Below are 22,846 nucleotides of genomic sequence, written 5' to 3' on the forward strand. Positions count from 1 at the left end.
AGCAACACAAATTTATCGGAGTTTCCAGGAGGTCTTATGTCACAACCTAATATCCAGGCGAAGATTCGGAGCAATCCGCGATTCGCCGAACTGGTCGGCAAGCGCACCCGCTTTGCCATCATTCTTTCTCTCGTCGTGTTGGTGCCTTACTACACCTTCATGTTCCTCGTCTCCACCCAGCCGCAATTGTTTGCGAGCAAGGTGGCAGAAGGCGGCGTCGTGACCATTGGTTGGCCGATTGCTGCGCTGATCATCGTTGGCGGCTGGCTGCTGACCGGTGTTTACGTCAACCGCGCCAACAGCGAGTTCGACGAGATCACCGCTGAAGTCCTCAAGGAGGCCCGCAAATGAAGCGCTCCCTCTCTGCATTGCTCGCCGGCAGCCTGCTCGCTGTTTCCTTCGCCGTCTTTGCCGGTCCCGGCGCCATCGAAGGCGTCGAGAAGCAGCCGATCAACGTCAGCGCCATCGCCATGTTCATGATCTTCGTGCTGGCCACGCTCGGCATCACCAAGTGGGCGGCCGGCAAGACCAAGACGACGGCTGACTTCTACACGGCTGGCGGCGGCATCACCGGTTTCCAGAATGGCCTGGCCATTGCCGGTGACTACATGTCGGCAGCGACCCTGCTCGGTATTACCTCGATGGTCTACTTCAAGGGCTACGATGGTTTTGTTTATGCCGTCTGCTTCTTCGTTGGCTGGCCGATCATCCTGTTCATGATGGCGGAACGTCTGCGCAATCTTGGCAAGTTCACCTTTGCCGATATCGCCTCCTACCGCCTCGACCAGAACCGCATCCGCACCTTCGCGGCCATCGGTTCGCTGACTGTCGTCTGCTTCTACCTCATCGTCCAGATGGTCGGTGCCGGCCAGTTGATCCAGCTGCTCTTCGGTCTGGAATACAACTATGCCGTGGTGGTGGTTGGCCTGCTCATGATGGTGTACGTCACCTTCGGCGGCATGACGGCAACGACCTGGGTGCAGATCATCAAGGCCTGCCTGCTGCTCGGCGGCGGTATCACGCTGATGCTGCTGACCTTGTCGCAATTCGGCTGGTCGCTCGACAACCTGTTCTCGAAGGCCATCGAGTCGCACAAGCTGGGCGAAAAGATGATGGCGCCGGGTTCGCTCATGGCCGATCCGGTCTCTGCCTTCTCGCTGTCGCTTGGCCTGCTCTTCGGTACCGCCGGCCTGCCGCACATCATGATGCGCTTCTTCACCGTGCCGAACGCCAAGGAAGCCCGCAAGTCGGTGTTCTACGCGACCGGCTTCATCGGCCTGTTCTTCCTCGTCACCATCATTCTCGGTGCTGGTGCTATCACCATTGTCGGTACCAACGGGGCCTTCTTCGAAGGCGGCCAGGTCGGTGGCAAGCTGATCGGCGGCAACAACATGCCGGTCATGCACCTGGCCAAGGCCGTCGGCGGTGACATCTTCCTCGGCTTCCTGTCGGCCGTCGCCTTCGCCACCATCCTGGCCGTTGTTTCCGGTCTGGCCCTGGCTGGCGCCTCGGCGATCTCGCATGACTTGTATGCCCGCGTGATAAAGAAGGGTACGGCCAGCAGCGCCCAGGAAATGAAGGTCACCCGCTTTGCTTCCGTTGGTCTGGGTCTCACCGCCATCCTGCTCGGCATCGCCTTCAAGGACCAGAACGTGCTGTTCCTCGTCGCGCTCGCTTTCGGCGTCGCCTCGTCGGTCAACTTCCCGGTCCTCATCCTGTCCATGTACTGGAAGGGCCTGACCACCCGCGGCGCACTCTGGGGCGGCATTGCCGGCCTGGTTTCGTCGGTTGGCTTGGTTGTCCTGTCCCCGACCGTGTGGGTCAAGATTCTCGGCAACAAGGTCGCCATCTTCCCGTACGACCACCCGGCCATCGTTTCGATGACGCTCGCCTTCTTCGTCACCTGGCTGCTTTCGGTCACCGACAAGAGCGCCCGCGCCGCCCAGGAGAAGGAAGCCTACGAAGAGCAGTACATCCGTGCCCAGACCGGGCTCGGCGCTTCGGGTGCGCACGCGCACTAAGTCACTCTGCGGGTGAGATACGGGAGAACAGTGCCCGCCGTCTCATTCCTTTCGGGGCCTTCGGGCCCCTTTTTTTATTTCAAAATCGGGCATTTTTTCCGGTTGACCGTGGGGTTTTTATCTTTTTGTGAGGTCTAGTACTTTTGGCAGAGTTACAATAGAAAAAGAGCCTCCGTTTTGAGGGGCGAAAGGAGAGCATGCGGTTTGTAGCCAACGAAAAGTCCGTGCCGAGGATTCACCTGATCGGCAGTATCGCCATGGTCCTGTTCTTGACCGTGGCCTTGGCGGCTTTCTTTACCTGGCAAAACCTCTCCGAACGCCGTGATTCGTTCGCCCGCATCGAGCAGGACGTCACCGCCCAACTGAAGGGCCGGGTCACGGCGGAAATGGACCGCTCGCTCGAATACATCGAGTTCGCCCGCTCGCGCAGCGAAACGGCTCTGCGCCAGAGCCTCATCCAGCAAGTCGATACCGCCTTCCAGATCGCCCAGGCCATATACGACCGTGAATCGCCGCGCCGTCCGGCCGCGGAAGTGAAGCGCCTGATCATCGAAGCCCTGCGCCCCGTGCGCTTTTACGAAGGGCGTGGCTACTACTTCATCGACGACATGAACGGCCAGTTCATCCTGCTCCCCACCGCGCCGCAGCTGGAAGGCAAGACCGTCCTCGACAACAAGGACGACACTGGCCACTTCATCATGCGCGGCCTGATCGAGGCGGCCGGCAAGCCTGATGGCCAGGGATTCTCGCGCTACCGCTGGTACTCGCCGGACGACCCGAAAAAGATGTCGGACAAGCTCGCCTATGTCCGTCGCTTTGCACCCTACGACTGGCTGATCGGTACCGGCGACTACACCTACAAATGGGACCAGTTGCAGCAACAGGAGGCGTTGGAACGCTTGCGCTCGGTGCGTTTCGGGGCGACCGGCTACATCGCCGTCATCGGTCGCGACGGCCGTCCGCTCATCTCGCCGTCGAACAAGGCGCAGGAAGGCCTGCCGACCGAATCCCTGCCAGCGATGGAGCGCGCAGCGCGCGACCTCATGATCGACAAGGCGATGACCGGTGGCGGCTTCGTCAATTACGAATGGCCGCACCCGCAAACCGGCAAAGCGGCGACCAAAACGGCGCTCGTGCACCGTGTCGAACCTTGGGGCTGGGTGGTCGTTGCCACGGTTTTCAACGACGAATTCCAGAGTGCGCTCGATGCCGAAAGGGAGGTTTACGAAGCCGGCTCCGACCAGCGTTCACTGCAGTTTCTGCTTGCCGTACTTGGCGCGCTGGGCATAGCGCTGGCTGGTTCGCTGCTTTTCTCCCGCTGGTCGAAGCGTCTGTTTGCCAACTACCACGAGCAGAACCTCGCCCAGCAGTCTGCCCTGCAGGCCAGCGAGCAGAAGCTGGCGACCATTCTCGACAGCGTCGAGGCCTACATCTACATCAAGGATCCCGACTACCGTTATCTCTACGCCAACCGCCCGGTGCGGGATTTGTTCGGCAAGCCGATGGCGGAGATCGTCGGGCATGAAGATGCCGCGTTCTTCGATCAAAAGACCGCCGACAACATTCGCGCCAATGATCGGCGCGTGCTCGAGCACGGCGAGCGGGTGGCCGAGGAAGAGGTCAATACCAGCCGCGACGGCACGGTGACCAACGCTTACGCCACGGTCAAGCTGCCGCTGCGCGACGCCGACGGAAAAATCTACGCGCTGTGCGGCATTTCGACGGACGTGACCGCCCGCAAACAGAACGAGATGGAGCTCGAACAGTATCGCCATCACCTCGAAGCGCTGGTCAGTTCTCGCACCGAGGAACTGGCCGAGGCCAAGGATGCAGCCGAGGCGGCGAGCCGGGCGAAGAGTACTTTCCTGGCCAATATGAGCCACGAGATCCGGACCCCGATGAATGCCATCCTCGGTCTGGCCCATCTGCTGCGCAAGGGGGCCAGCGAGCCGAAGGCGATCGATCAGCTCGGCAAGCTGACCGATTCGGCTCGCCACCTTCTCGGTATCATCAACAACATTCTCGATTTCTCGAAAATAGAGGCTGGCAAGTTCGCGCTCAATGTCGCCGATTTTTCACCGGCCAAGGTCGTTGAACAAAGTCTCGGCATGCTGGCCGAACGGGCTGCCGCCAAGGGTTTGCAGCTGGTCGGCGAGATTGATCCGGCGGTGCCAGCCATGGTCTCCGGCGACCCGATGCGGCTCCAGCAATGCCTGCTCAACTACCTGGGCAACGCCATCAAGTTTTCCGCATCGGGAACGATCAGCGTCCGTGCCTCGCTCAGTGAAGACACCGGCGACGCGGTGCTGCTGCGCCTGGCGGTCACGGATCAGGGCGTCGGCATTTCCGCCGAGCAATGCGCCACCCTGTTCAGCCCCTTCACCCAGGCCGACGACACGACGACGCGCCGCTTTGGCGGCACCGGTCTGGGCCTCGCCATCAGCCGCCAACTGGCGCACATGATGGACGGCGAGGTTGGCGTCGACAGCCAACTGGGCGTCGGCAGCACCTTCTGGATGACGGCGCGCCTGCCCCGGGCGACCAGCCAGCCGGCCCGGCCGGCGCCGGCCGATGCGACGCCGGTCATGCCCGAGGCGCTCATCGCCCAGCGCTTTGCCGGCGCCCGGGTGTTGCTGGTCGAAGATGACCTGATCTGTCGCGAAGTGGCGCTCGAATTGTTGTCGATCGCCGGCCTGACGGTCGATGTCGCCGAGAATGGCGAGCAGGCGGTGGCCAGCGTCAAGGTCAACGATTACGCCGTGGTCCTGATGGACATGCAGATGCCGGTGATGGGCGGCCTCGAGGCGACACGGGCGATTCGCGCCCTGCCTGGCAAGGCGACGCTGCCGGTCCTGGCGATGACGGCCAATGCCTTCGAGGAGGATCGCCACGCGTGCCTGCTTGCCGGCATGAACGACCATGTCGGCAAGCCGGTCGATCCCGATGTGCTGTTCGTGACCCTGCTCAAGTGGTTGGAAAAACCCGGCTGATGGGTCAGGAAATTTCATTTTTGCGCCTTTTTTCGGGTTGACCGTGGAAGGAGCGATGTGCCGGAAGAATCACCAGCAAGGCGGAGCGAAGCATTAGAATCGTCTTCCCGCCTTCCCGTAATTCAGTGACTGCCTCGTGGTGTCATCACAGATGAATTCAATCGATATTTTCCCTTGGGACGACAACTTCAATACGGGGCTGTCCACGGTCGATGAGCAGCATCACCAGTTGGTCCGCCTGCTCAATGAGCTGGCCGGCCATGTCGCATTCAAGACCGATGAACTGGTGCTCGATCGCCTGTTCGACGAGCTGGCGGAGTACGCGGTCTACCATTTCGACTCGGAAGAGGCGATCTGGCGCACGTATCTGGTCAATGACCCCGGCGAGATAGCGCACCGCAGGACGCATGCTTCCTTTGTCGACGAAGTCGTGCGCATGCGCCAGGGATTGGCTTCGCGGCCCTTGATGGAAGTAGCCGAAGAGACGCTCGGCTTTCTCGCACGCTGGCTCGCCTCGCACATTCTCGAGACCGACCGCTACATGGCCTATACCGTTCTGGCCATCAAGGATGGATTGCCGGTCGACGCCGCCAAGGTTCGGGCCAAGGAACAGATGGGCGGAACGACGCGGACGCTCATCGACATCATCCTGTCCATCTACGGCACCTTGTCCAACAATACCTTGCGACTGATGCGCGAACTGGCCGAACACCGCCAGGCCCAGACCTCGCTCAACGAGGCCAAGGCGGCGCTGGAGGCGTCGAACAGCCTGCTCCAGACGGTCGTCGGCAACGTGCCGGTGCGCATTTTCTGGAAAAGTCGTGAGCTCGACTACCTGGGCTGCAACCCGGCCTTTGCCCGGGATGCCGGCAAGCAGTCGCCGCAGGAACTGATTGGCCGGAGCGACTACGAGATGGGCTGGGCGCCGGAAGCCGATCTGTATCGCGCCGATGATCGCAAGGTCATCGAATCCGGTATTCCCAAGCTCAACTACGAGGAGCCGCAGACGACGCCGGACGGCAAAACCATCTGGCTGCGCTCATCCAAGGTTCCCCTCAAGGACGGCAACAACGAGATCATCGGCGTCCTCGGCATCTACGACGACATCACGGCGCGCAAGGTCGGCGTCGAAGCGCTCAGGGAGAGCGAGGAGCGACTCCGGCTGGCCTTGCTGGCGGCAAATCAGGCCTGGTTCGACCTCGACCTGGGCACCGGGGCGGTCGTCGTCAGCCCGAACTACGCACGGATGCTCGGCGAGGAGGCGGCTGAGTTCAAATCCAGCCTGGCCAACTGGCTCGACCACATCCATCCTGACGACATCGTGGCGCTCAAGCAGCAATTCGATCGCTGCCTCAAGCTCCCGGGGGCACAGACCATGGAGTACCGGCGGCGGACCTCATCGGGCGACTGGATCTGGATGCAGTCGGTCGGCGAGGTTGTCGAGCGCGATGGCGATAATCGCCCGCTGCGCATGATCGGCATTCATACCGATATTTCCGAGCGCAAGAAATCGCTGAACGAACAAAACCGGCTCAATCGGGCCTTGCGCCTGCTCAGCGAGTGCAATCTGGCGCTGGTCAGAAACGACAGCGAAGTCGAGCTCTTGAAAGACGTCTGTCGTTTGATCGTCAAGACTGGCGGCTACATGAGCGCCTGGGTTGGCTATGGCGAACACGATGCGGGAAAAACCGTTCGTCCGGTCGCGCAGTCAGGCTGCGAGGCCGCTTATCTCGACAAGGCGAGAATTTCCTGGGATGGCGTCAGCCCCTATTCCGAAGGGCCGACGGCCCGGGCGATTCGTTCCGGCCAGACGCAAATCAACCAGGAGCTGCCGGCCAATAACGGCCAGGAGCCCTGGCGCCTCGCCGCCATCCGGCAAGGCTACCAGGCCGCCATCGCCCTGCCGCTCAAGCAGGGTGACAGCGTTCTCGGGGGGCTCTGCGTCTATGCCGCCGAATCCCATGCCTTCGGCCCGGAAGAGGTCAGCTTGCTCGAGGAGCTGGCGTCCAACCTGAGCTTTGGCATCATCGGCCTGCGCGCCCGGGTCCAGCGAGAAAAGGCCGAGGCGGCCAATAAAGCCAAAAGCTCCTTCATCGCCAACATGTCGCACGAGATCCGCACGCCGCTCAATGCCATCAGCGGCATGGTGCATCTGCTGCGTCGTTCGGGCGTCACAGCGGAACAGGATGGGCGCCTCGAAAAAATCGATACGGCCGGCCAGCATCTGCTGGAAATCGTCAATGCCGTGCTCGATCTGTCGAAAATTGACGCTGACAAGCTGGAACTGGAAGACAGCGCCATCGACATCAATGCCATTCTCGACAACGCCGCGGCCATGGTGCACGACAAGGCCCGGGCCAAGAATGTCGCCTTGCTGGTCACGCATGCCCCGAATCTGCGGCTGCGGGGCGACCGGACCCGGCTGCAACAGGCTGTCCTGAACTACCTGTCCAATGCCGTGAAATTTACTGATGCCGGCCAGATCGAGCTCGGCTGCCGGGTCGTCGAATCGACGCCGGACGAGGTGCTGATCCGTCTCGAAGTCAGGGACAGCGGGATCGGAATTCCGGCCGACGCCTTGCCCAGGCTCTTCTCTGCTTTTGAGCAGGCGGACAATTCGACGACGCGCAAGTACGGTGGCACCGGCCTCGGCCTGGCCATCACCAAGAAATTCGCCCAGTTGATGCAGGGTGATGCCGGGGCCGAGAGCGTTCCCGGGCAGGGCAGCACCTTCTGGTTCACGGCCCGGCTCAAAGTTGTCGGGCCGGCCGCGACGGGCTCGGGCGATGCGTCGCCGGCGAATACCGAGGCAACGCTGCGCGGCCATTTCGCCGGCCGCCGCGTTCTGCTCGTTGAAGACGAACCGATCAATCAGGAAATTGCCCGCATGTTGCTGGAAGACGTCGGCCTCGTCGTCGATGTCGCCAATGACGGCGTCGAAGCCGTTGCCGCCGCTGCCGACCAGTCCTACGATCTGCTGCTGATGGACATGCAGATGCCGCAGATGGACGGCCTCGAGGCGACGCAGCGGATCCGCCGGCTGGCGGGATACAGCGCGACGCCGATCATCGCCATGACCGCCAACGCCTTCGTTGATGACCGGCAGCGCTGCATGGTCGCCGGCATGAGCGACTTCATCGCCAAGCCGGTCAATCCGGATGTGCTGTTCGCGACCTTGCTCAGGAACTTCGAGGCCTTGCCGGAGAGCTGAATCAGGCCGGATGTGCCGGGCGGAGCGAGGTGCTTGGCGTCGCCCGGGATTTCATTTTTGCGCTGTTTTTCCGGTTGACCGTGGGAACACGGCCGGCTTCTCAGCCCGTGGCAATCTCGGCGCGCTCGAACAGCGAGCGGATGACGACCCGGCGGATGCCCGGATTGTCCGGCACGGCGTACATCACGTCGGTCATCATTTCCTCAAAAATGCCGCGCAGGCTGCGCGCCCCGGCCTTGTACTCGATGGCCAGCTCGGCCATCTGGCGGAAGACGTCGGGGGCGATCTGGAGGTCGACGCCGTCGGCCGCCAGCATGGCCCGGAACTGGCGGTAGATGGCGTTCTTCGGCTCGGTCAGGATGCGCACCAGCATGTCCTGGGAAAGATCATGCAGGCGGGTGACGATGGGCAGGCGACCGGCGAATTCGGGGATCAGGCCGAATTCGAGCAGGTCGGTCGGTTTGACGCGGGCGTTCAGGCGTTCGAGGATTTTCTGGTCTTCGCCCTCGGTCGTCGAAATGAAGCCGAAGGTGTGCGTCTTGGTCAGGATGTGGTCGAGCCCGACGAAGGCGCCGCCGCAAATGAACAGCACGTTCGTCGTGTCGATATGCCGCCCGTCCTTGAGCCGCACCGGCGCGCCTTCCATGATCTTGAGCAGGGCGTGCTGGACGCTTTCGCCCGAGGTGGCGCGGGCCTGGCCGCCGACGGCCTTGAGCTTGTCGACCTCATCGACGAAGACGATGCCGCGCTGGGCAAGCTCGATGTCGTCGTTGGCGCGGTCAATCAGGCGATGCAGGATAGCCTCGATCTCGTCGCCGACGAATTGCGTCTGGGCCAGCGAGGTGGCGTCGGCGGTGACGAAAGGCACGTCGAGAATGCGCGCCAGCGTTTCGCAGAGCAGGGTCTTGCCGGTGCCGGTCGGGCCGATGAGCAGGATGTTGCTTTTGGTCAGTTCGACGCTGTCCACCGCAGCATTCGCCGCCATGCGCCGGAAGTGGGCGTAAATGGCGACGGCCAGCGTGCGCTTGGCTTCTTCCTGCCCGATGACGTGTTCGGAAAGCTGGCGGACGATTTCGCTGGGTTTGAGCTGGGTGGACATCGGGGCGCTCCTCGGACGGAATGCCCCGATGCTAGTCTTCTCAGCCCTTTTCGGGAAGGACGATATTGACTTCGAGGACTTCGTAATTGCCCTGTTTCTCGAGCGAAACGCGAATGTCCTCGGTGTTCACCTTGACGTACTTGGAGATCACGGCGATCAGCTCGCGTTGCAGGTCGGGCAGGAAATTGGCGCTGCTGCCGCCACCATCGCGTTCGTGGGCGATGATCAGTTGCAGGCGTTCCTTGGCCAGGTGAGCGGTTTTCGGCTGGTTGCCAAACAGTTTCTGGAGCCAGGACATCTCACTTGCCTCCGAACAGGCGCTTCAGGAGGCCCGGCTTGACGTAATCGACGAAACGCAGCGGCTTGTCCTCGCCGAGGAAGCGGCTGATCACGTCGTTGTAGGCCTCGGCCGCATCGGTATCCTTCTGGTGGATGACCGGCGAGCCCTGGTTGGAGGCTTGCAGGACTTCTTCCGATTCCGGAATGACGCCGATGATGGGCACCCGGAGGATTTCCTGGATGTCCTTGTACGACAGCATTTCGCCGGCCTCGACGCGGGTCGGGTTGTAGCGCGTGATGAGCAGGTGTTCCTTGATCGGGTCGCGGCCTTCGATGGCACGCCGCGACTTGGCCTGCAGGATGCCGAGGATGCGGTCGGAGTCGCGCACGGACGAGACTTCCGGGTTGGTCACGACGAGTGCTTCGTCGGCGAAGGTCAGGGCCATGATGGCGCCCGATTCGATACCGGCCGGCGAGTCGCAGACGATGTAGTCGAAGCCCTGGTGTTCGAGTTCCTTGATGACTTTCTCGACGCCTTCCTCGGTCAGCGCATCCTTGTCGCGCGTTTGCGAGGCGGGCAGCACGTAGAGATTGTCGGCGTGCTTGTCCTTGATCAGCGCCTGGGTCAGCGTCGCCTCGCCGTTGATGACGTTGATCAGGTCATAAACGACGCGGCGTTCGCAGCCCATGATCAGGTCGAGATTGCGCAGGCCGACGTCGAAGTCGATGACGGCCGTCTTGAAGCCGCGCTGGGCGAGGCCGGTGGAAAAGCTGGCGCTGGTGGTGGTCTTGCCGACCCCGCCTTTGCCGGAAGTTACGACGACGATTCTGGTCACGTGAGTTCTCGCTGGGTAGGTTATGAAAAGGAGTCGCGTCGAAACGCGCGATTAACGGAGGGCCAGGGCCGCGACGGTCAGGCGGCTTTCGCCACCGTCCTCGATCAGGCAGACGGTCGCCGGCTGGCGGGCGAGTTCGGCGGGAACGCCGGCCTCGAAAGTGCGGTAGATGCCGGCCACGGAAACCAGTTCCGCTTCCAGGCAGGTGGTGAAGATGCGGGCTGTCTTGTCGCCGCTGGCGCCTGCCAGGGCGCGGCCGCGCAGCGGGGCGTAGACGTGGATGTTGCCGTCGGCGATGACCTCGGCGCCGGCGCTGATCATGGCCGTGACGATCAGGTCGCTGCCCTTGGCGTAGAAACGCTGGCCGGAGCGCAGCGGTTTGTCGAGCGTGACGGTGCGCGGGGCGGGTTCGGGAGCGGGCGGCGGGGCGACGATCGGTGCCGGTTCTGGCGCGGTGGCGGGCGGCGGCGCTTCGGCTGCTTTCGGACGGGCCGTGCTGCGGCCCAGAGCATCGGCGCCAACTGCCGGCAGACCGGCGGCAAGCGCCGTGCTGGCCAACTCCTCCGGTAGGCCGCGTGTGGCGATGGCGTGTAGGCCGGAACCGCGCAGCAAATCGCAAATCCCGGCCAAATCGGGGCTATCCGGTAGATTTTCGGCGGGGCTGAAATCAAGGACCGCTAGCTCGTTCTCGAAAAAGTCCGGGCTATTGCCGGTCAGTTCGCCCAGTGCGGCGTGCAGCGTGGCGAGGTCGGTGGTACGGAGCTGTGTCTGGATGATCTTGAGCGAAGTGCCCTTGAACTGAATCGGTGCGTCTTTGGCCATGCCTGCTGCGGTGTTGCGGAAAGGGGCGCGATTATCCCATAGGCGACCAGTGTAAAAAATGAAACTTGTGTAACGGTGCGTTCCGGTGCAGGCCAATGCAGAATGGATAGAGATGGGCTGGGGCGAGTCGCAGCAAGCGGGTAAAATGACGGTTTTTGCCGAAAGCCAGCCCATGCTGAACAAGCTCTCCGCCTTCCCCGGTGTTCACGGCCCGGTCGTCATCATCGTCATGGACGGCTACGGCCTGCCCAAGACCGATGTCGGCAGCGCCATCGCCGCCGCCCGCAAGCCGACACTCGACCGCCTTTTCGCCAACTACCCGAATATCCGCCTGCGCGCCCACGGTACGGCCGTCGGCATGCCGTCCGACGACGACATGGGCAATTCCGAAGTTGGCCACAACGCCATCGGCGCCGGTCAGGTTTACAGCCAGGGCGCCTCGCTGGTCTCGAACGCCATTGCTTCCGGCGCCATCTGGCAGGGCGAGGCGTGGCAGCAGATCATTGCCGGCGCAAAGGCCGGTCGCGGCGTGTTGCATTTGCTGGGGCTGTTCTCCGACGGCAACGTGCACAGCCATATCGACCATCTCAAAGCCATGGTCGTCCAGGCCAAGGCTGAAGGAATCAAGACCGTGCGCGTGCACGCCCTGCTTGATGGCCGCGATGTGCCGGAAACCAGTGCGCTCGATTACGTCGTGCCGTTTGAAGCCTTTCTCGCCGAGATCAGCGCCGACGGCTTCGATGCCCGCATCGCCTCGGGCGGTGGCCGCCAGTACATCACCATGGATCGCTACGACGCCAACTGGGCGATGGTCGAAAAGGGCTGGAAGACGCACGTGCTCGGCCTGGGCACGCAGTTCCCGAACGCGACTGCTGCGGTCAACGGCCTGCGCGAGCAAAATCCGGGCACCATCGACCAGGATCTGCCGGAATTCGTCATCGCCGACGGTGGCAAGGCCATCGGTACCATCGAGGACGGCGATTCGGTCGTCTTCTTCAACTTCCGTGGCGACCGCGCCATCGAAATCACGCGGGCCTTCGAGGAAGCGGCTTTCGACAAGTTCGACCGCATCCGCGCCCCGCAGGTGACCTACGCCGGCATGCTGCAATACGACGGCGACCTCAAGCTGCCGGCCCGTTTCCTGGTCGCCCCGCCGGCGATCAAAGACACGACGGGCGAATGGTTCGCCAAGTCGGGCATCGCGCAGTTTGCCTGCTCGGAAACGCAGAAATTCGGTCACGTCACCTATTTCTGGAACGGCAACCGCTCCGGCAAGTTCGACGGCGAAACCTGGCAGGAAGTGCCGAGCGACGTCGTGCCTTTCGAGCAGCGCCCGTGGATGAAGGCGGCCGAAATCGCCGATGCCATGATCGCCGCCATCCAGTCCGGCCAGTACCAGACCCTGCGCTGCAATTTCGCCAACGGCGACATGGTCGGCCACACCGGCAACTTCTACGCCGCGACGCTCGCCGTCGAAGCCGTCGACCTGTCGCTGGCCCGCGTGCTCCAGGCCGTCGATGCGGCCGGCGGTGTGGCGCTGATCACGGCCGACCACGGCAATGCCGACGAAATGTTCGAACTGGACAAGAAGACCAAGCTGCCGGCCATGAACAAGGACGGCTCGTTCAAGGCCAAGACCGCGCACACGCTGAACCCCGTGCCGCTAATCCTCTACGACAACGTGAGTGGCGGCAAACTGGGTCTCAAGCAGACGGAAACGGCCGGCCTGTCGAACATCGCCGCCACCGTTGCCAACCTGCTCGGGCTGGAGAAGCATGCAGCCTGGGACGACAGCGTGCTCGATATCAAATAAGGAATTCCGGCACAAGAAAATGGGCGTCTTGCCGTGTGGCAGACGCCCATTTCATTTTTTGCGATTTTTTCCGGTTGACCGTGGCAACCGGTCGGCAGCCAGAAAAAACTAGCTTTTCGACTTGCCTTGCGCCTTGTCGAGTTCCGCCAGCAGTCGCAAGGCGCGTTCCCGGTTTTTTTCCTTGGCGGCGGCGCGTTCGGCCACCTTGGCGGCTTCGTCCAGCGACGCCTTGAGCAGCGCTTCGTGCGGTGTCAGGCCGCCCATGGCAGCGCTGAGCATACGCTCGACTTTTTCGTCGAGATCTTTGTCCGGCATCGGAATCTCCATCAGGATCGGCTACAGACTTGGCGCTTCACTCAGGGTGGGCAGCGCCAAGTCGCTATCGTTATTTGACGCCCGGTTTTCGGCCCGGCGCCGGGCGTGGAATATACCCCGAAATCCGGCATTGAAAGCCTTCAATTGCCTTGCCTTTGACGTAGCTGGTCACGCTGCAGCGCGAAATGTCGCCGCGGGCGGATAGCTCGGTCAGCGAGGCGCGGACATCGGCCAGGGGCATATTGATCGCTGCGGCGATATCGAAATCGAGCAACTGGCCATGTTTCTTGAGGTGTTCGAGAACTTTTGTGGCGTGCATCAGGATTCCTTTCGATGGCTTGAACGGGTTTCGCTTCCGCGTTACGACGCGGAATGGATGGCCGCTTTCGGCAATAAAACAAACTCCGCATTTTGTTGCGCCTGCACACGGCGGCCGGGGCAAGGCAAACAAAAAAAGAAGCCCGCACGGGGCGGGCTTAAATCCATTTCTTGGAGGAGATGGAGGAGACAAGGTTCATTATGCCCCCAAGTATTGTGCACCGCAACATGTTTTATGTATCAAATTGTGTCGACGGGTTTTTCGCGACTGGCTAATCGTCGCTTTGGCTCTCTGTGTCGATGTTCCAGCGATTAAACGCAGGCCAAAAAAAGCCCCGCGGCAGGCGCGGGGCTTTCGATTTCGGGAGGCCCGAAAGAATTACTTGGACTTCTTGGTGACGGCAGCGATGTTGGCCTGGGCTGCATCAGCAAATTGCTTGGCCATGGTGTTCATGTTGCCGAAAGCCGAGTTGGCGGCAGCGATGGCGCTCTGGATCGCGGCAACAGCACCTTCGGAACCAGCCGGAGCCGACTTGGTGGCCTTTTCGACCATGCCGGCGATGGACTTCTGGAAGTCACCGAACTGGGCTTCGACCATCTTGGCCAGATCCTGTTGGGTCTGGGCAGTGATTTCATAGACGGAACGCGAGTAGGCAACAGCCTTCTCGACAGCCGGCTGGGCCAGGGCGGTTTGAGCGGCGAGGGCTTCCTTCGGATCCTTGGCACCCATGACCGACTTGACGCCGGAAACGGTATCTTCCAGAGCAGCGCGGGCGGTGTTCAGGTTGAGGGCAGCGATGCGCTCGGCGGATGCCAGGGCGGTGTTGGCGACGGACAACAGGGAGTCAACGGTTGCTTTGTTGGCGGCGGCGAATTGCTCAGGATTGATAGACATGTGTTGTCTCCAGAAAGGGTTATCGGTGTGTTCGGCAACGAGTATAGCGCACAATCTGTGAAAATTGTGCACTGCAACAATTTTGTTGTCGTGGGTGATGCAGGCGTTATTGAACGTGGCCAGCCGACTTCATTTTCGTTTCTGTGAAGAGTCTTGCCAATGCAGGACTTTCGGCTCGGGAGCTTGAAATTCAAGGCGACTATTCTCGGCCGGCTCGAATTGTCGTCCGAGTTCATCTACCAAGCCGGCGACGGCATCCTCAATCATGTCGAGAACCAGCTCGAAGCGTCCGCCGAGGGTGAGGTAGGGATCGGGAACCTCGTCTTCGGTGAAGCGTCTGGCGTAGTCCATGACCAACCTGATTCGCATCAATTGCTCTTCGGTCGCCATGCGCCGCAGGTTGTACAGATTGGTCCGGTCCATGGCCAGGATGAGGTCAAAATAGTCCAGGTCCTGCCAGCCGATACGCCGGGCGCGGATTTGTGACAGGTCATAGCCCTTCGCCCGCGCCACCCGCTGGCTGTTGCCGTCGCAAGCCTCGCCGACGCGATAGCCGTGGGTCCCGGCAGAACAGACCTCGATCCGGTCGGCCAGTCCGTTTTGCTCGATTAACTGGCGCAGTATCGCCTCGGCTGTCGGCGAGCGACAGACGTTGCTCATGCAGACACAGAGGATGCGGAAGGGGGTTTTCATTCGGCCACGGTGGCGCTACTTCAGGTTTCTTTCGCGCACGATGGGGGGCACGAATTTCACTGAAAACCGCCAGCCTTCCGGGGTGGCTTTGAGGAGCAGGGATTTCGACTTGGCCCCGGCGTCGAAGGCGGGTTCATCGCCGAGCAGTTCGATGGCACCAATGCCCTTGATGACGCAGGCGCCGGGAAGGGTGACGAAAGCCGATTCGGCGGCGACCAGAACGAATTGCCCCTCGCGCGATTCCGAACACGACAGCCCTTTTGGCACGGTGGACGGATTCTCTTTCCAGGCCAGGCGAAGCGTTTCCAGGGCGGCGCCGAGTTCGTCGGTGATTTTTGCGGCGAGGGTGACTTCGCGTGACTTGGCGTGGTTCATTTGATTCTCCGGGGGTTCTGGGCGGGGCCGATCAAAGCCACGACAACCAGCGGCCAAGTCCCAGCATCAGGAGTATCGGCAGGTAGGGAAAGGCGACGGTCGGGCGCAAGGCGCTGACCAGGTAACTGCCGAGCAGGGCGCCGCCAGTTGGGCGGCTGGCCAGCCAGTCGGTATGAAGTTGCATGGCGGACGGCGTCGGGTTCGGTTGAGCGAGGCGTGCCTCGACACTGAGCAGGCGATCGGCCAGGCGCGACTGGTAAGTCTTGAAAATGCCTTCCTGTATCCAGCAGATCAGGACCGTGAAGGCGATCCAGGTCAGCGGCAAACCGGTGGCCAGTCCGGCTATGGACAAGGCCAGGCAGGCCAGTTTGATGAACAGGGCGTTTTGTTCGTGCTGCTCGTGATTGTCCTGCAGGGTTTGCCATTCCTTACCCAGTAAGGTGGAACTTTCCATCGGTGTTCTCCTGTGTCGCTGGCTGCACTGAGTCTACAAGAATAGCCGCTGCCGTAGAGAATGGACAAAAAATGCAAAAGGAATATTTTTTGTCGGTGGATGTGAGCGGTATTCTTTGATTAAGTGGGTTGCATGCTTCGGTTTTTTCGAAGCATTGATGATGATGTGTGGGGTGGTTTCAATGTGCCGGGCTCCTTACAATGGTCGCCTGATCTTTCGCCTGGCTATTTCCCCATGCTCGAATTCCTGCTCTCCCCCGAAATCTGGATTGCCTTCTTCACGCTGACCGCGCTGGAGTTGGTACTTGGCATCGACAACATCATTTTCATTTCGATTCTGGTCGACAAGCTGCCCAAGGAAAAACAGGAGGTGGCACGTCGCATCGGCCTGTTTCTCGCCATGTTCATGCGCATCGGGTTGTTGCTGCTGTTGTCGTGGATCGTCGGCCTGACCGAGCCGGTGCTGACGCTGTTCGACTTTGCTATTTCCGGGCGCGACATGATCCTGATCGCCGGCGGCCTGTTCCTGATCTGGAAGAGTACTGGCGAGGTGCACCAGTTGCTCGAAGGCGAGGAGGGCGAGGCCTCGAGCAAGGTGGCGTCGAGCTTTGCTGGCGTCATCGCCCAGATCATCGTCATCGACCTGGTGTTTTCGCTCGACTCGATCATCACGGCGGTCGGCATGGTCAGCGAAGTTGGCGTGATGATCGCCGCCGTCGTCGCCTCGGTCGGCCTGATGATGTTGTTCGCCCGCTCGATCGGCGAATTCGTCTCGAACCACCCGACGATCAAGATGCTGGCGCTGTCATTCCTGGTCGTTGTCGGCGTCGTGCTGATCGCCGATGGTTTCGGTCACCATGTGCCGAAGGGTTACATCTACTTCGCCATGGCCTTCTCGGTCGGTGTCGAAATGCTCAACATCCGCATGCGCAAGAAGACGGTCAAGCCGGTCGATCTGCGTGAACCCTACGTGCGCGAACAGGAAGGAACCTGATCCGGCAAGCTCCCCTCGAGGGCCTCGAAAGCGGGTGCAAAGTCAAAAGTCTCAATCAACTGGGCAATTTGCCGGGTTCGCGCGCTGCCCAGTAGCTGCTCGAATTCCGCACGGTACAACGCGAAATAGACCTGTGAAGCCATGTCGTCAGTCGCCAGCAACTCGCCCAGTTTTCGGATCAGCAGTGTGCTATCGGTCGCCTCACGGGGAGCGGTCGGTAGCGGGGCGGCGCAAATTTCGTCCGGCAGGCTGTCGAGTTGGGCTATGAATTTGGCAAGTTCCGGCTTTAAATCGAGCAGGCGCTCACGGGCGAGAGCGGATGCATTGCTCAGCTGCTGCTTGAGTGGTAGTTCGATGCTCTCCGCAATTTCGCGGATTCTTCGAGCGCCAATGCTGGCAGCGCCACCTTTCAGCGAGTGGGCGAGGCTCCGGGCTTCATCGAGGCGGTTGTCATCGAGCGCGCGAAGCAACTCGTCAGCGTTGTCACGGTGGCTGAGTGCGAACAGTTTCAGCAGGCGGCAGTAGCGCGGCAGCTTTCCGGCCACCACTTTTAGCCCCTCTTTGACATCCAGATTTGTTATGCCGTGCAGCGTACGCAGCGTGCCGGCGTCGGGCGCGCTAGGCGCTGCAGGGGCAGACGTATTTGACGGCGGGCGCGTAGACTCGATGCGAATCCAGCGCAGCAGCGTGGCGTACAGCTTCTCCGGGGTGACCGGTTTGGCAAGGTGGTCGTTCATGCCTGCCCCCAGGCAGATATCCCGATCCTCGTTAAATGCGTTGGCCGTCATGGCAATGATGGGAACCGACGTGTGCCCGGGCATGCGGCGAATAGCTTGGGTTGCTTCGATGCCATCCACATTGGGCATCTGGATATCCATCAGGATAAGGTCGTAGTCACTGCTACTGGCCAGGTCGATGGCTTGTTGGCCGTCCGCCGCAACGTCAACGTGCATGCCGATATCCCTGAGAAGTTCGGTGGCAACCTCCTGATTGACTTGGTTGTCCTCGGCCAGCAGGACGCGGCGACCGTTCAGTGGGGCCAGGTTTAGGCTGTCCTGATGGTGAAGGAGGGGCTCCATGTAGCGGGCGGGGCCGAGCAGGGCATGGTTCAGCGCCTCATGCAGGTCCGATGGCATAACGGGTTTGTTCAGCTGGTAAACGATGCCGGCTTCATTCAGGCGCGCCTGCGGCCAGTCACGGCCATAGGCCGTAACCAGTACGATGCGGGGGATTCCCTTGCCGATGCGGAGAATGCGGCGTGCGGTTTCGATGCCGTCCATGCCGGGCATTGCCCAGTCGGTCAGGATGACATCAAAGGTTTTTCCCTGAGCGAGTGCAGCTTCGACACAACGCAACGCAGCCTCGCCCGACTCGGCAGTGCTGACTTGTGCCCGGTAGCTTTGTAACATGTGGCTCATCGCGTCGCGGGCGTTGATATCGTCGTCAATGACCAGAACATTGAGTCCTTCGGGCAGGCTTCCCCGGGGCAGCTGGTTTATCTGGCTGATGGCATGTTGAAAAGGAATTTCGCACCAGAAAGTGCTGCCTTTCCCCGGGGTGCTGAAGACGCCGATCTCTCCTCCCATGAGCTTGGTCAGTCGCTTGCAGATGGCCAGACCAAGTCCGGTCCCGCCATATCTGCGCGTGGTCGAAGAATCGGCTTGTTCGAAGGCCTGAAAAATCCGGATCTGTTGATCCGGCGTCAGCCCGATGCCAGTGTCAGTGACTTCGAAGCGCACATGTAGGCTGGTCGCGTCTTGCGCCATAAGGCGAGCGCTGAGGATGATGCTGCCGTGCTCGGTGAATTTGATTGAATTGCTGGCGAAATTGGCGAGTATCTGGCTGAGGCGCATGGCGTCGCCATGGACGAACTCGGGAATGTCCGGGTCGATGCGGTCGATCAATTCCAGATTCTTGTTTTCCGCCTGGATGCCGATCAGGTTGTTCAACTGGCGAAATATCTGGCTGAATTCAAAGTCGCCGGGGTCGAGCGTCAGCTTGTCAGCCTCGATTTTCGAGAAGTCGAGGATGTCGTTGAGTATACCGAGCAGGTGTTGTGCAGCCTGGTTGATCTTGTTGAGCTGGCTGTTGGCGTGAGCGCTCTCGACATCCCGGTGTAGCAGGTGGGTCAGCCCGATGATCGCGTTCATCGGTGTTCGGAGTTCGTGGCTCATGTTGGCCAGGAAGGCGCTTTTGGCGCGGTTTGCTGACTCGGCAACATCCTTTGCCTGTTCGAGTTCCTGAGTCCTTTGGTAGACGACCTCCTCAAGGTGTTCGCGGTGTTGCTGCAAGGCATGGGCCGCATTTTTCCGTTTGGCGATTTCTTCGAGCAACTCCGCGTGATTGGTTTGTAATTCACTGCGCATGGTTGCGAAGCTGCTGACCAGCGCACCGATCTCATCGTTGCCAACGGATGGGAGCGGGGTGTCATAGCGTCCTCTGGCTAGTGCGCTGGAGGCGGAGACAAGGCGGCTGGCCGGGCGGATCACGGTAAGTTCCAGAACGACAGCGATGATCACGGTCAGGGCGAGGACGATGGCCAGCAGCAGGTAGAGCAATTCGTGATGATGGGCGAGGTTGTCGGCAATGAAGGGTTGCATGTCGACGGTTACCTGCAACTGGCCGAGATCCTTGTCGAGGAAACGAATCGGGCGTTTCAGGGTGTGCGCTATCGCCTGATCTGGCGGCTGCTGGCCCGAGGGGGCTGGCTGAAGGGGGTAGAGCTGCTGCCCGTCGGCGTTGATCAGCCTAATTTGCTGCCATTCCCCGTTGCGTGTTTTGACGGCGTCGAGATTCTCGTAAATATTTGCCAACTGGTCACTGAGAAGCAGCGGGACAAGTCCTTCCGCCACGCTATCGATATGCCGTTCAATCAGGCGGAGATTGCTTTCTTCCGCGTTGCGAATCGAATCCGGTATCCAGGTGAATTGCAGGAGTCCGCCAATCAGCGCGCCGATCAGAATCAATGGCAACAGGAGTTTCTGGCGAAGTTTCATGGCCGTATCGGCTAGTCACTCAAATAAGCTTCCAAGCCCAGTTTCTTCAAAGGCAAGTAATCCTGCATCGAGGTGGAGACTGGATCTGGCATCGGTATGGTTTGCAGGAGTCTCTTGCCATCCTGGGTTGTGGCGAGCCCCAGCAGGGATTGCTGTAGCGACTGACGCACCCTGGCCGGCACTTGGGGGTGGGCGACAATCGGGTGAGACGGCATGTCACGCGTGGTGTGGAGTATGCGCAGCGCGTCCTGTACCGTCTTTTCCTGCACCTGCAGCGTCTTTTCGACGCCGCCACCGGCCGGAAGCTGGCCGGTCGCAACTTGCAGATAGACGGAACTATGCGACTTGACGTCGACCGGGGTGAGTCTTGTCTTGAATGTCTGTTCCAGTTCGGCGCGCAACAACAGGCAGGCGCCCAGCGCATCGAGCGCGGGAACGGCTAGCTTGGCGCCGTTGAGTTCAGCCGGCGTCCTGAGCGGGCTGTCATTGCGAACGACCAGTATGCCCCGCAGTGGCTGCTGGTCGCGGACGAGCGGGATATAGCCCTGACGCTGGTCCTTCTTTACTACGAGGTAGGGATTGATGTAGGCGAAATCGAAGCGGCCCTTGGCAAGTTCGTTCTCGAAGTCGGGTACGGTCAGGGTAGCAACCAGTTTGAGCTTGTAGCCGGTGCGCCGGCTGAGTTCGTCAACGACAGGCTGCCATATGGCGAACAGCTTGCGTTGTTCGTATTGGGGAGCGACGGCGAAGGTGTAGCTCTCTTCGGTCTTCGCCGGACCGCTGAGCAGCAGTGCGAAGATGAGCAGAAGGGAGGTGATGGCGCGCAAGGAATCCATGTGAGGCTCCGGATTTTTTGTATTTGTTATTTATAGATTATCTGCCTCATTTGTCTCCAGGTAAAAGCATTTTCATGGCTTGGCGCCGCCTATTTTTTGGACGATCATGGGCCCCGATGATCGGCATGAAGTGCAGATCTTTTTGCGCTTCGCCTCTTGATCAGACCGGCGAGAGGATGGCGACGACGCGGCCCGGTTCGATGCGGATCGAACGAAGCAGCCAGCGGGCGGCCTTCTCCTGGGCGGTGCCGTCTTCGCGCAGGATGTAAACTGGCTTCGCGCGGAAATAATTGCTCATCAACTGGGTCACAGCCTGGCGGGCCATTGGTTCCGACTCGCGGCCGATGGCTTGCGATTGGACCGAGTGGGCAACCGGGTTTTCGAGGAAAAAAGCCTTGGCGTTGTCGTCGTAGCGGATGCCGGAGGTGCCTTCGAAGGCGACCGGAACGGGTGGGCTGCCGAGCAGCGAGACATTGATGCGGGCTGACAGCGTGGCTCTGCCTTCCGGGGTGCCGAGGAAAATCCGGGGTGGCTCGATGAGCGACACGACAACGAGGCCGTTGCCGTAGCTTTTCTGCATCGTGCCGCTCTTTTCCACCTGAGTCTGGATATCGGCCTCGGAAAAGTAGATTTCGCGTTCGAGAAAGCCGGCGCCCCACAAGGTGCCGCTGGCGAACAGGGCCAGCGCGGTTAGCGCCGCTCTCAGTCTGATGCTTGTATTCATGCGTGTCCTCAATTCGTCCCGGCGGTCTTGCCCGCCCATTTGCGTCGGTAGTGTACCGGTGCCATGCCGGTCCATTCGACAAAGGCACGATAAAAGGCCGATGTGTCGGCGTAGCCCAGATCGGCGGCAACCTGGGCAATCGAATCCTTGCTCTTGGTCAGGCGGGCCAGCGCCATGTCGCGGCGCAGGGCGTCCTTGATGCCGCGAAAGCTCGAACCTTCTTCTTCGAGCCGGCGGTGGATGGTGCGCGGCGAGAGGTAGAGACGGTCGGCGATGTCGTCGAGGCTCAGCGTGGCGGGCAGGGCGGCGCGCAGCAGGTCGCGGACGCGGATCACCATTTCGCGGTCGCGCCGATAGAGCATCGTGATCTTGCCCGGGGCGCCCTCGAGGAAGGTGGTTAGCGCCGCGTCATCGCGGCGGATGGGCAGGTCGAGCAGGTTGGCGTTGAAGCTGGCGACCAGCGTGCCGACGCCGCCGGGAACGGTCGGGGCGAAGCGCGAATCCTCGGTGAAGATCAGCGGGTAGTCGGCCGAGTGGGCCGGTCGGCGGTAGGGGAAAATGACGCTGTCGAGCCCGATGCCGCGCCCGGCCAGCCAGCAGGCCAGGCCGTGCAGCAGGCGAAGCAGCCATTCGAAGGCGAAGATGCGGCCGGGGTCGTCGGAGCTGTCGGCGAGCTTGCGTGTTTCGGCGATGACCAGCTCGGCATGGCCGTGCGAGCGCCGCACGCTGACCGCCAGATCGGGCAAGACGACATGCAGGAAACGGCTGGCCCGGTTGAGCGCGTCGGCAAGGGTCGGTGCGCTGAGGCAGCCGCGGCACAGGAACTCGAAGCTGCCGATGCGCATGGGCTGGGCGAACAGGCCGAAACCCTCGTCGTCGAGCTCACGGTTCAGTCGGTTGTAGAGGGCGGCGTAGCGGTCGATGGGAATCCGGCTGGCGGTGTCTGCAATATTGATCCCGGTGGCGGCGAGCAGGGGGGCTGGGTTGATCTGGCGGCGAGTCAGGCCGGCCAGCATTCCGGTAACAAAACCCATTGCAACAGTGGCTTGCGTTCGGGCTGGGGATTCCTGGTTGGTGCTATGCAGCATTTTGGCCATTTTTTCCGGTTCACCGTCGCACTGTATCACCTTGGCGGAATTTGCACGATTGTCGTCATTCGCAACAATGGCGCCGTGC

21 protein-coding genes are annotated in these 22,846 nt (G+C 61.2%); 7 read left to right on the top strand and 14 right to left on the bottom strand.

Annotated features, from left to right (window positions below; genetic code table 11):
- Positions 1-36 precede the first annotated feature (36 nt).
- The 4 genes from KI610_RS01225 (at position 37) to KI610_RS01240 (ending at position 8,222) form a co-directional block, all read left to right on the top strand.
- Positions 37-351, top strand: a complete 315-nt coding sequence (locus KI610_RS01225) for a DUF485 domain-containing protein (RefSeq protein ID WP_226496912.1) — start codon at positions 37-39, stop codon at positions 349-351.
- Entirely contained in the window at positions 348-2,021 is a 1,674-nt protein-coding gene (locus KI610_RS01230) for a cation acetate symporter (protein WP_226496913.1), read from the top strand. The genes KI610_RS01225 and KI610_RS01230 overlap by 4 nt, the downstream gene beginning before the upstream one ends.
- 197 nt (positions 2,022-2,218) lie before the next feature.
- Complete coding sequence (locus KI610_RS01235) at positions 2,219-5,011, top strand: cache domain-containing protein (RefSeq protein ID WP_226496914.1); 2,793 nt, start codon at positions 2,219-2,221, stop codon at positions 5,009-5,011.
- A gap of 151 nt (positions 5,012-5,162) precedes the next feature.
- Positions 5,163-8,222, top strand: coding sequence for a bacteriohemerythrin (locus KI610_RS01240; RefSeq protein ID WP_226496915.1), 3,060 nt, complete (start codon positions 5,163-5,165; stop codon positions 8,220-8,222).
- Between the two features lie 100 nt (positions 8,223-8,322).
- Here KI610_RS01240 and clpX read toward each other — a convergent pair whose 3' ends face one another.
- From clpX to minC, 4 genes are read right to left on the bottom strand one after another with little or no spacing between them, the layout of a single operon-like run.
- Positions 8,323-9,321 carry an ATP-dependent Clp protease ATP-binding subunit ClpX gene (gene clpX / locus KI610_RS01245; RefSeq protein WP_226496916.1) on the bottom strand — a complete coding sequence of 333 codons (999 nt, stop codon included), beginning with the start codon at positions 9,319-9,321 and terminating at the stop codon, positions 8,323-8,325.
- Between the two features lie 40 nt (positions 9,322-9,361).
- Entirely contained in the window at positions 9,362-9,619 is a 258-nt protein-coding gene (minE, locus tag KI610_RS01250; RefSeq protein WP_226496917.1) for a cell division topological specificity factor MinE, read from the bottom strand.
- 1 nt (position 9,620) lies between these two features.
- Positions 9,621-10,436, bottom strand: coding sequence for a septum site-determining protein MinD (gene minD / locus KI610_RS01255; protein WP_226496918.1), 816 nt, complete (start codon positions 10,434-10,436; stop codon positions 9,621-9,623).
- A gap of 51 nt (positions 10,437-10,487) precedes the next feature.
- Entirely contained in the window at positions 10,488-11,258 is a 771-nt protein-coding gene (gene minC, locus KI610_RS01260; protein ID WP_226496919.1) for a septum site-determining protein MinC, read from the bottom strand.
- 172 nt (positions 11,259-11,430) lie between these two features.
- Between minC and gpmI the strand changes: the two genes are divergently transcribed.
- Positions 11,431-13,071 carry a 2,3-bisphosphoglycerate-independent phosphoglycerate mutase gene (gpmI, locus tag KI610_RS01265; protein ID WP_226498491.1) on the top strand — a complete coding sequence of 547 codons (1,641 nt, stop codon included), beginning with the start codon at positions 11,431-11,433 and terminating at the stop codon, positions 13,069-13,071.
- 108 nt (positions 13,072-13,179) lie between these two features.
- Here gpmI and KI610_RS01270 read toward each other — a convergent pair whose 3' ends face one another.
- The 6 genes from KI610_RS01270 to KI610_RS01295 all read right to left on the bottom strand — a co-directional run bounded on the left by KI610_RS01270 (position 13,180) and on the right by KI610_RS01295 (position 16,121).
- Positions 13,180-13,386, bottom strand: coding sequence for a hypothetical protein (locus tag KI610_RS01270; protein WP_226496920.1), 207 nt, complete (start codon positions 13,384-13,386; stop codon positions 13,180-13,182).
- A 70-nt stretch (positions 13,387-13,456) separates the two neighbouring features.
- Positions 13,457-13,705 (bottom strand): transcriptional regulator, encoded by a 249-nt coding sequence (locus KI610_RS01275; protein WP_226496921.1) that lies wholly within the window; start codon positions 13,703-13,705, stop codon positions 13,457-13,459.
- A gap of 378 nt (positions 13,706-14,083) precedes the next feature.
- Positions 14,084-14,599: a phasin family protein gene (locus tag KI610_RS01280; RefSeq protein WP_226496922.1), complete on the bottom strand. Its 516-nt coding sequence runs from the start codon at positions 14,597-14,599 to the stop codon at positions 14,084-14,086.
- Between the two features lie 129 nt (positions 14,600-14,728).
- The gene (locus KI610_RS01285; protein ID WP_226496923.1) at positions 14,729-15,292 is read right to left on the bottom strand and encodes a low molecular weight protein-tyrosine-phosphatase; all 564 of its coding nucleotides are present in this window, start codon (positions 15,290-15,292) and stop codon (positions 14,729-14,731) included.
- 15 nt (positions 15,293-15,307) lie between these two features.
- On the bottom strand, positions 15,308-15,667 hold the full coding sequence (locus KI610_RS01290; protein WP_226496924.1) for a hypothetical protein: 360 nt from the start codon (positions 15,665-15,667) through the stop codon (positions 15,308-15,310).
- A 31-nt stretch (positions 15,668-15,698) separates the two neighbouring features.
- A complete protein-coding gene (locus KI610_RS01295) occupies positions 15,699-16,121 on the bottom strand; it encodes a hypothetical protein (protein WP_226496925.1) in 423 nt (140 codons plus the stop codon).
- Between the two features lie 234 nt (positions 16,122-16,355).
- Between KI610_RS01295 and KI610_RS01300 the strand changes: the two genes are divergently transcribed.
- Positions 16,356-17,114 (top strand): TerC family protein, encoded by a 759-nt coding sequence (locus tag KI610_RS01300; RefSeq protein ID WP_226496926.1) that lies wholly within the window; start codon positions 16,356-16,358, stop codon positions 17,112-17,114.
- On the opposite strand, the gene KI610_RS01305 is transcribed toward KI610_RS01300, so the two are convergent.
- On the bottom strand, positions 17,087-19,633 hold the full coding sequence (locus KI610_RS01305; protein WP_226496927.1) for a response regulator: 2,547 nt from the start codon (positions 19,631-19,633) through the stop codon (positions 17,087-17,089). The genes KI610_RS01300 and KI610_RS01305 overlap by 28 nt on opposite strands.
- A 45-nt stretch (positions 19,634-19,678) precedes the next feature.
- Here KI610_RS01305 and KI610_RS01310 point away from each other — a divergent pair, with 45 nt between their 5' ends.
- The gene (locus KI610_RS01310) at positions 19,679-20,125 is read left to right on the top strand and encodes a hypothetical protein (protein ID WP_226496928.1); all 447 of its coding nucleotides are present in this window, start codon (positions 19,679-19,681) and stop codon (positions 20,123-20,125) included.
- Here KI610_RS01310 and KI610_RS01315 read toward each other — a convergent pair.
- The 3 genes from KI610_RS01315 to KI610_RS01325 form a co-directional block, all read right to left on the bottom strand.
- Complete coding sequence (locus KI610_RS01315; RefSeq protein WP_226496929.1) at positions 20,122-20,946, bottom strand: phosphate/phosphite/phosphonate ABC transporter substrate-binding protein; 825 nt, start codon at positions 20,944-20,946, stop codon at positions 20,122-20,124. The genes KI610_RS01310 and KI610_RS01315 overlap by 4 nt on opposite strands.
- A 160-nt stretch (positions 20,947-21,106) precedes the next feature.
- Positions 21,107-21,670: a DUF1439 domain-containing protein gene (locus KI610_RS01320; RefSeq protein ID WP_226496930.1), complete on the bottom strand. Its 564-nt coding sequence runs from the start codon at positions 21,668-21,670 to the stop codon at positions 21,107-21,109.
- An 8-nt stretch (positions 21,671-21,678) separates the two neighbouring features.
- Complete coding sequence (locus KI610_RS01325; protein ID WP_226498492.1) at positions 21,679-22,758, bottom strand: AraC family transcriptional regulator; 1,080 nt, start codon at positions 22,756-22,758, stop codon at positions 21,679-21,681.
- Positions 22,759-22,846: the final 88 nt, after the last annotated feature.

The organism is Ferribacterium limneticum (assembly GCF_020510565.1).
GTDB classification, from domain to species: domain Bacteria; phylum Pseudomonadota; class Gammaproteobacteria; order Burkholderiales; family Rhodocyclaceae; genus Azonexus; species Azonexus limneticus_B.